Raw genomic sequence first — 13,012 nt, forward strand, 5'->3', positions numbered from 1 at the left:
CCCGAAACGTTCAGTCCACGTTTTCCGCACTATAAAGGATGAATTCGACCTTTCCGTCATGAAAGAGATGCGGTTGATAACCGGTTTCCAGGTGGCGCAGGGCCAGATCCACCGCCAGTTGAGCATGCTGGCGGGGGTTTTGATCGATCGTTAGCGCCAGCCCGCCACGTGCCAGTTGTTCGCGGGTGGTACCATATCGTTCATGGGTAATCCAGCAGCACTCGCCGTAGCGTCGGTGGCGAGCCAGCGCCTGCGCCACCTGCGTATTGCCAAGACCGGTATTGTAGATGCCAGCCACATCGCCGCCACGGTTCAGCGCCGCCTCCAGCAAACGCTCAATTTGCTGCCGGTTGTCCTCCCCCGCCAGTACCTCTCCCGGCTGTAAATGAGGAAAACGCTGGCTGATCACCTCACGAAATCCCTGAATTCGCGAACGATGCGCGCTAAAGTCCTGACGTCCTCTGAGCATTATCACTTCTCCGGGTCGATGCGTCATCAGTCCCATCATCATGCCTGCGGTGCGCCCCGCCTGCCGCTGATCGATCCCTACGTGACAGAGTCTCTGCGCGTCAGGAAGGTCAGTCACCAGGGTAATGACCGGCACATTTGCCTCGCGGCAGTGGCGCAATGCCTCGTAGACCAGCGGATGTTCATTGCCAAATACCACGATCGCATGGCGCGTTTTACTGCTGCGGATAATGCTTTTCGCCAGCTTTTCTGGCTGCGATTCCGCCACCAGCGTGCGGTGCAACGTTAGCCGACGATAACCAAACGTGTCCGCCACCTCGGCGAAATCCTGCGTCAGACGGGAGAAAAAACGCGAGTCGTTACTACTCAGAAAAACTTCAATTTGCCAGGGAAGACGCCGCTCTTCCGGCAAAATTCGCTTCAGCCCCGCCTCACGCGCAGCCTGCAACACCCTGCGCGTGGTTTCCGGCGACACGCCGCCGCGTTCGTTAAGCACCCGATCAACGGTCGCCACGCCGACGCCAATCCGTTTAGCCAACTGTTCCAGCGAAATGCTTTTCATCGTTCCTCTCAGATGATGGAAATCCATCAAAACGCCTGTGTCGGTCAGTGTAGCAAACGGATTACTTTGGCAACGGCAAATCCCTCATTCCGGAGAAGAAAATGCGCTGTATTCGTTTTGCGTTGTTAGGCAGCGGCTTTATCGGCCAGGTTCACGCCGCTAACCTTGCTCACCATGAACAAACCCGTCTGGCTCTGGTCGCGGACATCGATCCCGAGCGAGCGAAAACGCTGGCCTCCCGTTACGGAGCACAAACGGCAACCGTCGCAGAGGCCATCAATTGCGATACCATTGATGCAATACTGATCGCCAGCTCAACACCTTCACATGCAGAGCTGCTGGAGGCCGCCGCCCGCGCCGGGAAAGCCGTCTACTGCGAGAAGCCGATCGATCTTTCCCTGGCCCACGCACGCGATGTCGTCGGCAAAGTGCTGCCGCTTAACGTGCCGGTTACCGTTGGTTTTAACCGCCGCTTTGACGCCAGCCACCAGCAGCTACGCCGCCAGCTTGAGGCGGGCATTATCGGCAAAATCGAGCTGGTACAGATGGTGTGCCGGGCATCGGTGATGCCGCCGCTTGAGTATCTGCGAAGCTGTGGCGGACAGATGCGTGACCAGGCGATTCACTTTTTTGATCTGCTGCGTTTTCTTACCGGCGATGAAGTGACAACCGTCGCCGCCATGGGCGACGCGCTGGCGCAGCCGGAGATCGCTGAGTCTGGCGATGTCGACACCTCAATTTTACTGCTACGGATGCGCGGCGGCACGCTGGCGCAACTGGACAATACCCGGCGCACCGGCCACGGCTATGATGAGCGCATAAGCCTGCTTGGCCCGGATGGCGTGATAGAGTCCGGGAGTCAGACATCCCGCGGCGTGACGCTATGGCAAGGAGAACGCTGCATTCAGCCCGGCCTGTATCCCGACTGGTTCAGCCGCGTCAAAGATTCGTACTATCGGCACCTGGATGCCTTTGTCCGGTCATTACACGGGGAAGCGGTACCCGATCTGCCGGGATTGCTCGACGGTTTGCAGGCGCAGGCTATCGCCGAAGCCGCCGTCATCTCATTGCAAAAGGGGCAATTTGTTAACGTTGAACAACTGGCGTAAAAAATCCCCGTATGCAGTCAGGCATACGGGGATTGCTCTGCGCTGTCAGCGCTCCTCGTTAAATACAACGCCAACCTGCCGTCGCACTTCGTCCATCACGTTAAGATTTTCCAGCACCCTGGATAACGGGCGAATCGGCGAATCCGTCACACCCCTGCCGACGCACCAGGCAAAATGTTCTGCCTGATAAAATAGCTGATCGTAACGGTTCCGCGGCTCCTCCCAACGCAGAACCTGCCCGCCCTGGCTGGCGGCGAGGGTAAAATTCCCCGGCGCATAAAATTGCCCGTCGATGATCAGCGTCGCATCGCGCCCGGCCACCACCGCGCCGCCAGGCGTATTACTGAACAACGTGGTGTTCAGTAAGGCCTGTAAGCCGTTTTCCCAGTTAAATATCATCGAAATCTGTCCGTTAATGCCTCTCTGAGCGGGGCGGCCACGGGCGATAATATCCTGCGGCGTACCACCGACCATCACGCTGAAAGAGGTCAGATAGCTGCCGAGATCCATCATTGGCCCCCCCGCAAGATCGGCATTAAAAATGCGATGATCCGGAGTAAAAAACTCGCCGTGATCGGCGAGCAGCGTATGCAAATCGCCTAACACACCGTCATCCAGCAACTGGCGAATCACGTCATATTTTGGCGCATAATCGCACCACATCGCCTCCATCGCCAGCTTCCTCTGCTTCGCCGCTTCCGCCTTCAGCGCCATCCCTTCCCGCCTGTTCAGCGCGAAAGGTTTTTCAATCAACACATGTTTTCCCGCCTGTAATACCCGCAGCCCATCGGGGAAGTGATGGTTATGCGGCGTGGCAATATAAACCGCATCTATATCCGGGCGCGCCAGCATTTCATCCACCTGAGAATAAGCCTGGGCAATGCCCCACCGTGCGGCAAAACTGTCGGCCTTTTGTTGCGTCCGCGAGGTCACGGCGACGACACGCTGACGACTGTACTCTTTTAGCGACTTCACAAAACGTTCGGCAATCCATCCGGGACCAATAATCCCCCAACGCAGCGAGGGGATCGCCTGCGCGGAATGATGGCGCGGTTTCGGTAACTGTGACGGGAACATAGCGGATCCTTTTTATTTATCTTTACGCAGATACTATAAGCAGGCGCTAAAGAGGAGGAGTAACGAATTTATGATGGAATTCCATCATTGACTTATTGTTTGTCAAAATATGCATCGTTCGGTCGCGAATAGTTCTGATAGCTTGTATTAGCTCAGATCTGATCTGGCACTCTTCCGGCACAGAGCCGGACCCAACCTGACAGTCCGCTCTGTGCCCAAGTTGTGTAAAAACTCGATTCTTGCCATATCTGAGTACTACTTAGTACCAAAAAGTGATCAGCAGTTTTCACACAGCCTGTGCCAGAAGCGGACCTTGTATTAGTGGAGAAGAGACCTGCTCCCTACTCTTTATTTACGATGCCACACATACCAACGTTTTAATTTTTTCTGTGCCCCCTGCTAAACCAGAGCAAAACACCAACACCTCCCAGACTGAACAGAGAAATGCTGTAAAGAGCAGTAAAAGCACCGAAGTTCTGCGCTATCACGCTGGTTATCCCGGTAGAAATAGCAGCGGTCAGAACCTGTCCACGCCATGTAATTGCACTGGCTTTGGCAACCTGAGTTTCTGCAAAGTTTTTAAGCACCCCGAAAGTACCTATAGCAAACACAATATTCGAAGCCATGTGTGCACTGAAAATCATAATAAGCGCGGCGTATGGAAATGCGGCAGAAAGAGGTAATAAAAAATAACCTCCAATGTATCCGCTAAGGCATACCAGCAACATCCAGTTATTAGCGGAATAGCGCTGCAATTTACTAGCATCAAGCATTAGCGGGCCACAGAGTTGTCCGAGGCTACGCGCAAAAAGGAGTGGAAGTGCCAGCCCTGCTGAATCTTCAGCCCTGATTTCCTGCGCAAGAGCAGGTAAAAGCGCCATTGCGGGTGAGCCCACAGCTGCAAGAGCAGGTAAAAGCACCACGCTTCTTTTTTGCAATGGAGATAAACACCGCCAAAATAACTTCTGTGCGACAGCCACTGTTTTTTCAGTTTGCAGTTCTATCACCTGAAAAACAGAGGCTGATGTCAGAAGTAAAACAGTGGAAGCGGCAAAGCTCAGGGCATCAATGGCGAGGAGATTTAAAGGGGAGATCAGGTCGAACAATAAAACGCCCAATCCGGTACCGAGTAAAACCTGTGAGGCAAAAATTATCGTTTCCATGGCGGTTGCTGCAGGTAGTTCGTCATGCCGTAATCCGCGTTTAAACAACAGAGTCAAAGCCGGATAACTCATTCCGCTGAATAGCGCTTCCGAGCATTGCACCGCAAGCAAAGCCGGAACGTTATGATGCAACAAACCATATAACGGAAAAACAAGTGCAAGCAGGCCGAGTAGCTCTGTAAAAATCAGGATTCGGAGTGGTGAAACTTTATTACACAGAGCTTCGCCGCAGATGCTCCCTATAAAACTGGGCAGCATTGACAGCATATAAATTATGGTCAGAGTCGCGGGAGAAGCCTGCCAGTGTAGAAGTTGTCCAAAAACAATCACCTGAGTAAGTCCATTACCCAATGATGACAGGACATAGGCAAAACCAAGGAAGCGCAGCCAATCGTGGCTGCGTAGTGCGCAAATCAGCGCAAACAGTAAAGTATTCATGCAGAAAGATTCTCATCTTAAATAACAGAGGCCCACACAGCCGACAGGCAATGTGGAAAGTAAAAACTGTTAGAAGACAGAATCGCTACATCGGAAAACTTACTCTCACGGAAACGGATACAACACTGTACCACAAAAAGTAGGCAGTATTATCGAAGCCTTAACGTCTGTTTTTCGCTCGAAGCAAATTGTCAGATTTAATTGTGTGCTACAAGTGAAAATGTCAGGTCAAGTTTGAGCTAATACATTTTTGATGTATACAATTTAAAATTGTCTCTTAGACTTAAGCCCCAAAGTTCTTGCAAACAAAGGGGCCAGATTTTCACCGGGACTTACTTCTGCGGACGCATCGCCGGGAACAGGATCACGTCGCGGATAGTGTGACTGTTGGTGAACAACATCACCATACGGTCGATGCCAATGCCCAGCCCCGCCGTTGGCGGCAGACCGTGCTCCAGCGCGGTAACATAGTCTTCGTCGTAGAACATCGCTTCGTCGTCTCCGGCGGCTTTCGCCTTCACCTGATCCTGGAAGCGCTGCGCCTGGTCTTCCGCATCGTTCAGCTCGCTAAAGCCGTTACCGATTTCACGCCCGCCGATGAAGAATTCAAAGCGGTCGGTAATTTCCGGGTTCACGTCATTACGGCGCGCCAGCGGAGAGACTTCTGCCGGATATTCGGTGATGAAGGTCGGCTGAATCAGGTGCGCTTCCGCCACTTCTTCAAAGATCTCGGTCACGATGCGACCCAGACCCCAGCTCTTCTCAACGTGAATGCCAATACTTTCCGCAAGCGCTTTTGCGGAATCGAAGTTATCCAGATCGGCCATATCCGTTTCAGGACGGTACTTCTTGATCGCTTCGCGCATGGTCAGTTTTTCAAACGACTTGCCGAAGTCGAAAACGTCATCGCCGTAAGGCACTTCGGTATGGCCGAGAACATCATGCGCCAGGGTGCGGAACAGGGATTCGGTCAGCTCGATCAGGTCTTTATAGTCCGCATAGGCCATATAGAGTTCCATCATGGTGAACTCTGGGTTATGGCGCACGGAGATACCTTCGTTACGGAAGTTACGGTTGATTTCAAACACGCGCTCGAAGCCGCCAACTACCAGACGCTTCAGGTACAGTTCCGGCGCGATGCGCAGGTACATGTCCAGATCCAGCGCGTTGTGATGGGTGATGAACGGACGGGCGGAAGCGCCACCGGGGATCACCTGCATCATCGGAGTTTCCACTTCCATAAAGCCGCGGCCGACCATGAACTGACGAATGCCCGCCAGGATCTGCGAACGCACTTTAAAGGTATGGCGGGATCCATCGTTAGCGATCAGGTCCAGGTAGCGCTGACGATAGCGCGCTTCCTGATCCTGCAGGCCGTGGAATTTGTCCGGCAGCGGGCGCAGGGCTTTAGTCAGCAGACGCAGTTCGCTACAATGGATGGAGAGTTCACCGGTTTTGGTTTTGAATAGCTTACCGCGCGCCGCGATGATGTCCCCGAGGTCCCATTTTTTGAACTGCTCGTTGTAGACACCTTCCACCAGATCGTCACGGGCGATATACAGCTGAATGCGGCCGCCGACATCCTGTAGCGTCACAAAAGAGGCTTTCCCCATGATACGACAGGACATCATACGGCCAGCAACGGCAACTTCAACGTTCAGCGCTTCCAGCTCTTCGTTTTCTTTCGCATCGAACTCAGCGTGCAGTTGGTCAGAGGTGTGGTCACGACGAAAATCATTCGGGAACGGGATACCCTGCTCACGCAGTGCAGCCAGCTTTTCACGGCGGGCTTTCAGTTCATTATTGAGATCAAGTGCCTCATCGACACCTTGTACTTGTTGTTCAGACATATTGGTTCCTCATAACCCTGCTTGCAAGCTTGTTTCGATAATTGAACCAGTTCACTATCCGGCGAGATCTGTTTCTGGTGCCATTATTACGGAACAATCTTAACGAGACAGGTTTCACTTCTGGCTGATTTCACTCAACCATGGATTTATTATTTTTGTATTAATATTCAATACAATAAGTGATAATTCACGACAGTTCAGACCCCAGTTTTGAGTATTAACGCCTGCATCAGCATCCCGGTACCATGACGCCGTCTCCAGGACATTCCCGGATAGCCGTACCGTGTATACCCACGCGACAAGCAACGACGGTTAACAAAGCGAGAATGAACACGCCGACGCGCTGCTGCTCAGCGGTATCAACCCCCTGAACCGCATATCAGGCCGTCTCAGGAAAGCGATATACCACAGCGCGTGGTTGCAAATATGTTCTCCTTGCCCCTTGAAAAAAGGAAGCGATAAACCACCTTCCTGTTAAACATCAATTATTTATTGTTCTCTTCTTTCAATACTTTGACAGTATATCGGCCATCTGCCTGACGATAGGCACCGTGAATATCAGTTTCGAATCCCGGATAATGAGCACCGATTTCACACAGCATCTGCAGGAATTCCAGTACAGGGCGACTCTCTTCAGTAATCATTTCACCCGGCATAACCAACGGAACACCAGGTGGATACGGCAGGATCATATTCGCGTTGACGCGGCCCACCATCTCTTCGAGATAAACTTCTTCAGTCTGACCGTGCAACTCCTCCTGGAACGCGGCGTATGGCGTAATCATCATAGTTGGCAGTACCTCAAACGCGCGGAACATCAGATCCGGAAGGTTATGATGCGCAACCAGTCGGTGAATACGCTCCGCGAGTTCCTGAACACGTATATTTTCATAGAATTCAGGATCTTCCCGATACAGTGACGGCAACATGTTTTTCACCCGCAGGTTGAGATCGAACGCGCGTTTAAAATCGGTGAGCGCACGTAACAGACTCAGCGCTTTCGTTTTGTCGATACCGATACTGAACAGGAATAACAGGTTATACGGACCGGTTTTTTCCACCACGATGCCATGTTCGTCGAGATATTTCGCCACAATGCTGGCCGGGATCCCGAACGCATCCATAGTGCCATCTTTCTTCATCCCCGGAGTCAGCAGGGTGACTTTGATTGGGTCGAGATACATATGTTCGTTGTCGATGTTTTTAAAACCATGCCATGCGCTATCAGAACGTAACGGCCAACATTCAGGATCATCAATGTGTTCCGGCTGCCAGACGTCAAAGAACCAGCCTTCAGACTCGCCTTTCAGGCGTTTAATCTCTTTGCGGAATTTGATTGAACGCTCTATAGAACCGTTAATCAGGCGCTTACCGGCGTTGCCCTTCATCATTGCCGCAGCGGTTTCCGTGGAAGCCACTACACCATAATGCGGAGACGTGGTGGTATGCATCATGTAAGCTTCATTAAAGGTTTCTTCGTTAACATCACCTTTCACATGAATCATGGAAGCCTGAGAGAATGCCGCCAGCAGTTTGTGCGTGGACTGGGTTTCGTAAATCACTTTCCCTTCGACGCGGTCGCCGCTCATCCCACATTTACCTGCGTAAATTGGCGAGAAGTTGGTGTAAGGCACCCATGCAGAGTCAAAGTGAATAGATTTCACATCCAGGTTTTTTTTGATGTAATCAGTGTTGTACAGCAGGCCATCGTAAGTGGAATTCGTGATCACCGCATATACCGGCCAGGTGGCGTTTGGCGTCTCTTTCACGCGTTTAGCAATAGTCGCGTGCAAGAACTCACTCTGCGGAATGCCGCCAAGAATACCGTAAGCATTACGGGTAGGACGGAAGTAGATTGGCGTAATATCGCTCATCATCATTAGATGGGTCAACGATTTGTGGCAGTTGCGGTCAATCAACACGGTGCTACCCGCTGGCGCAGAGTACATTCCAACAATTTTATTGGCGGTAGAGGTGCCATTGGTCACCATGTAGCTGCGTTCCGCATTAAAAACGCGAGCGATATACTCTTCAGCTTCTTTGTGTGGGCCGCTGTGGTCCAATAAAGAACCCAGTTCGGAAACCGAAATCGAGATATCGGATTTCATGGTATTAGAACCAAAGAAATCGTAGAAAATGCTACCTACCGGGCTTTTCTGGAACGCGGTACCGCCCATATGGCCGGGAGTACAAAAGGTGTATTTGCCTTCACGTACATATTTAAACAGCGCTTTAGTCAGCGGCGGCAGAATTGTATTAATATACTCATCAGTATTTTGTTTTATTTTGCTGGCGATATCTTCCGCTGCACCTAACGCATATTCAAAAAAACGCACCTGCATACGCAAATCATTCAGGCTCACATCCAGCGTAGAGTAAGTATTAGCAAAGGCATACAATGGCATATATTCGTTCATTTTGCTGATGTCTTCACACAACTCAAGATTATATTTATCCCAGTCAAAAATAACGCCACACAGTCGCGCATTGTTTTCAATAAGTTTCAATAAATCATCACGATCATTCGGATAAACAATACGGAAATCAAGGTGTTCAAGCGCGCGATGCAATTCACGGATGGGCTCTTCTTTGAAGTAAACGCCCATGTGATTCATAATAGCAATAACGTTCATAGTCAAATCTCCGGATATAGAATCCCCCTCCCGCCACGTTGTGGCAGATTATGGAAAGGGCCTCAGGAATAGGGTTACTTTACTGATTAATGCGCGCCGGCAGCGTTGTTATCAGTGGAATTGTCGCTACTCTGGCGCTGATGCATTTTGCAACCGTAAAACATCAAGATAATCAGACTGACGATAAAAGTACCCGCCAGCTCAAAGGAACTTGCCCCCATTAGCGCGATAAAACAGAATACACAGCCCAGAATCGAGCAAATCAGGCTGACAAAGTTGCGAATGTTAATACCTTCAAAACGAATCAGATCAACACAGGAATAAAAATAAGGCAGCATGGTCAGTAACACCGCGATGCCGGTCAGCTCCCCGAATAAATCTGACGCTTTACCGCCAGTGGAATTCATCAGCGTAATAAGTACCATCAGCGCAGTCATTTTTACTCCCGCCAGCAGCAAGCCTTTTTTCGGAATACCGTTGCTATCGACTTCACCATATACCGCAGGGAAATTACCATCGTTAGCCGCACGCACGCCGGCCTGACCCACCAGCATCATCCATGAACCCAGAGATGTCAGGCAGGCGAAGGCGGTGAAAGCGGACACCATCGGTGCAGCCCAGCCGCCGAGTATGGTTGAAGCGCTGATGGCAAATGGCGCGCCGGATGCGGCCATCTTAGAGGCAGGATACATACCGACCATAACCTGAGTTGCGGCAATATAGACAATACCGGCCATCGCTGTACCCAGCATCGTAGCCAATGGCACGGTACGTTTCGGATTGCTCACCATGCCGGTACTGACCGCTGCCGATTCCACCCCCACAAAAGCCCACAGGCAGAGCAAGATACTTTTGATAACCGCGTGACTATCCGTAGCGTGAGAGGTATTCCAGTTCTCCTGATAAGTGGCAACATCAAACCAGTGCCAGCCGACAATCGCCGTCATCACAACCGGAATAAGTACCAGTACCAACCCAATCGTCGTCAATCGGCTAACCCATGTTCCGCCGAGCATATTAACAAAAGTAAAAATCCATACGATAGCAATACAGGCAATCCCTGCTGGCACTGGGTTATTTAACACAGGAAAGAATGTCGATAAATAAGAAACGGCGGTAATTCCGATAGCCAGGTTACCAATCCAGTTTGCATGATAATAAAGCACACCAGTTTGAAAACCGAATGCCGGTGATATTTCACCAGCATAAGCAATTGGCCCTCCCTGTTGTGGGTTTTTGGTCGCCAGACGGGCATAAACGTAAGCCAGTGACATTGCGCCAATAGTAGAAATCACCCATCCCCAGATAGAAATACCACCGATACTGGCCAGGTTTGCAGGTAATAGTGCAATACCGCTCCCCATCATATTACCGGCTACTACACCGGTACAAGCAAACAGCCCTATCTTCTTCGCTGAACTCATGTTTTCTTTTCTCCTACGTTTATTTGGAGGCACAGATCATGATGATAAATTTTTATTGATCCGACCAACTCCAAACCAGATTACGTCCGGATGAAAAATAAGTCATAAAGATAAAGTGAAATAATTAAAAACATCAAACAAATGATATATTGACCTTTTTCTCGTAACATATCAGGATGGCAAGTTGACATCATAAAAAGATAAATATTGTTTATTTACAGAAGGTTAAAAACACCATCACCTGTTGCGAAAATGTTGCAATTTCAAAAGATGAGCCAAGAAATAAAACAACCAGGTATATTATAAGAAACACAATATTAACCTCATTATGCTCAAAATAATGACCATGATGAGAATTTACTTATTCTGAAGCGAGAAAGTTATCGAGATAGGGTACTACGCGGGTAACCGAGGTCTGGAATACCGCATTTTCAATCCAGTAAAATGTATTCTCACCTGGACGTAAATTAAATGCTGTCAGATAGGCATCGGCAGCCTCCCGGTTCTGCCCTTTCATTTCATAGACTTTACCTAACAGCACATAGTTCATCCATGACATTTCCAGATCAATCCCGGCATTAATGGCCTGATAGGCTTCATCCACTTTTCCTTTGCTCAACATGTCTACTGTTTTAATTTGATAAAATATGGCCATATTTTTAATTACTGGCATATTCCCTACGCGACTTATTTCACTATAAAGATCAACCAACTGTTTATCGGTCAACGGCTGCTGTGAATGGCGTAATACATCCACCAGCGCTTTTTCCGCCCAGGCATAGGTAAAATCCGGAGACAGTTTATTCACATCATCAAGTAAACTACTGGCTCTTTTCAGTGAATCAACATCTCCGTTCATTAATAGTTGATGTGCCTGATAAAAATAAGTAAGGGCAATGCTCTGCGAAGGTTGAAATTGCCTTAACATCTCCTGCATACGTGTCGGCCACGGCTGCTTCAGCACCTCCGACAAGCTACTCAGCAGATCGTTCTGAATTGACAGTTGATTATCGCTAGTCACGAAATAGCGCTTGTCCATCATCGTCGAACCATCTGCGTTATCCACCACCTTAACCGACATAAAGCACTGCTGGGCGCGATAGTGACGTTGATTCACAAACTCAATGGTCAACGTTTTTCCGGAACTGCTCGGCTCATTAATGTTGTAGTTGGTTTTATCATGCACCATAAAGGTGGAGAAGGTATTTAGCGAAGTGGTAATCAGACTCCCTAACCCAATGGCATACGCGTGTTGAGACGACCAGTTGTTACAGGTATTGCCGGTGAGCAGATGAATATCAATATCACGCGGGTTAAGTAGTAATCGTGCCTTCGCAACGGGTGGACGTGATTCCAGAGTCGATAAAGCTACCAGCGCCACGCAACTCCCGAGCGCTAACAAAAAAAGTACCCAGACAATAAACGCGTTCACACGCGTGCATTTTTCCGATGTCGCATTTGGAATAGCATCTGACGCTGCGTCTACCGGTGGGGTGGAAAGGGACTCTGTTTCTACGGAAAAATTCTGCGTCAATGCTTCTCCGTCTTCCGTACACCAGATGACCGGCACCGTCAGTTTATAGCCGCGTTTAGGTACTGTAGCAATATATTCCAGTTTGCTATCATCACCATCTTTCAACGACTTGCGCAGTTCAGAAATACTCTGCGTCACGACGTGACTGGTGACAACGTTGCGAGTCCAGACATTATCAATAAGCTCATCACGACTCAGCACTTCGCCAGGATGGCGAGCAAAAAAAACCAGAAGGTCGATTAAGCGCGGTTCGAGAGTGAGGTGACGCTCCTTACGGCTGATCTGATTAACAGAGGGAGTAACCAGCCATTCTCCAACGCGAACAACAGGTTGTTGCATAAACAAACGTCCAGGGACGGAAAAGAGTGGCGCGATGATAACACATTCCACCTACGTGATTATGATGGGGGTCATGACCTTGAAGGCGAGATATTGCTCTTCGTTTTTTACAATTCATAGTGATAGTGCTCAGAACATTCCCGGCCCTGGCAAAATAAACGCATTTGTTCCCACGATACGTCATCTCGTCACTGCTTCATGCTCCAATCCACTGATTTCAGGAAATGCTCATCACTCGTAACCGCTACCCTAATACCGCCTGAAATATGCCGTGAACACCACCTTATCTCCTGCGAATTTGTGACCGGGGCAAGGGTTAAGCGCAACAATCATCGCCGTTCTGTGGGGATATGCTATTTTTAAATCGCCTGACAGAGAGCAGGCCGCCGAACAGATAACCGGAAATAGCGCCTCA

The 13,012-nt window shown here is 49.9% G+C and carries 8 protein-coding genes; 1 reads left to right on the forward strand and 7 read right to left on the reverse strand.

All coding sequences use genetic code 11. From position 1 onward, the window contains the following. Positions 1-10 precede the first annotated feature (10 nt). Positions 11-1,030 (reverse strand): LacI family DNA-binding transcriptional regulator, encoded by a 1,020-nt coding sequence (locus tag FN037_RS05770; RefSeq protein WP_142501718.1) that lies wholly within the window; start codon positions 1,028-1,030, stop codon positions 11-13. Positions 1,031-1,131: 101 nt separating this feature from the next. Here FN037_RS05770 and FN037_RS05775 point away from each other — a divergent pair, with 101 nt between their 5' ends. Then, positions 1,132-2,139 (forward strand): Gfo/Idh/MocA family oxidoreductase, encoded by a 1,008-nt coding sequence (locus FN037_RS05775; RefSeq protein ID WP_142501719.1) that lies wholly within the window; start codon positions 1,132-1,134, stop codon positions 2,137-2,139. A 45-nt stretch (positions 2,140-2,184) separates the two neighbouring features. Here FN037_RS05775 and FN037_RS05780 read toward each other — a convergent pair whose 3' ends face one another. The 6 genes from FN037_RS05780 to cadC all read right to left on the reverse strand — a co-directional run bounded on the left by FN037_RS05780 (position 2,185) and on the right by cadC (position 12,597). Then, positions 2,185-3,216: a Gfo/Idh/MocA family protein gene (locus tag FN037_RS05780; protein ID WP_138359168.1), complete on the reverse strand. Its 1,032-nt coding sequence runs from the start codon at positions 3,214-3,216 to the stop codon at positions 2,185-2,187. Positions 3,217-3,593: 377 nt separating this feature from the next. Next, complete coding sequence (locus FN037_RS05785) at positions 3,594-4,817, reverse strand: MFS transporter (protein ID WP_142501720.1); 1,224 nt, start codon at positions 4,815-4,817, stop codon at positions 3,594-3,596. Positions 4,818-5,149: 332 nt separating this feature from the next. Next, the gene (gene lysS, locus FN037_RS05790) at positions 5,150-6,667 is read right to left on the reverse strand and encodes a lysine--tRNA ligase (protein WP_142501721.1); all 1,518 of its coding nucleotides are present in this window, start codon (positions 6,665-6,667) and stop codon (positions 5,150-5,152) included. Between the two features lie 485 nt (positions 6,668-7,152). Then, positions 7,153-9,300, reverse strand: a complete 2,148-nt coding sequence (gene cadA / locus FN037_RS05795; protein WP_138357869.1) for a lysine decarboxylase CadA — start codon at positions 9,298-9,300, stop codon at positions 7,153-7,155. A gap of 86 nt (positions 9,301-9,386) precedes the next feature. Continuing rightward, positions 9,387-10,724, reverse strand: a complete 1,338-nt coding sequence (gene cadB / locus FN037_RS05800) for a cadaverine/lysine antiporter (protein WP_142501722.1) — start codon at positions 10,722-10,724, stop codon at positions 9,387-9,389. A gap of 361 nt (positions 10,725-11,085) precedes the next feature. Continuing rightward, positions 11,086-12,597, reverse strand: a complete 1,512-nt coding sequence (gene cadC, locus FN037_RS05805) for a lysine decarboxylation/transport transcriptional activator CadC (RefSeq protein ID WP_142501723.1) — start codon at positions 12,595-12,597, stop codon at positions 11,086-11,088. Between the last annotated feature and the right edge of the window lie 415 nt (positions 12,598-13,012).

Origin of the sequence: Klebsiella sp. 2680, from assembly GCF_900198535.1 — a bacterium.
In the GTDB taxonomy this organism is placed as follows: Bacteria; Pseudomonadota; Gammaproteobacteria; order Enterobacterales; family Enterobacteriaceae; genus Klebsiella; species Klebsiella indica.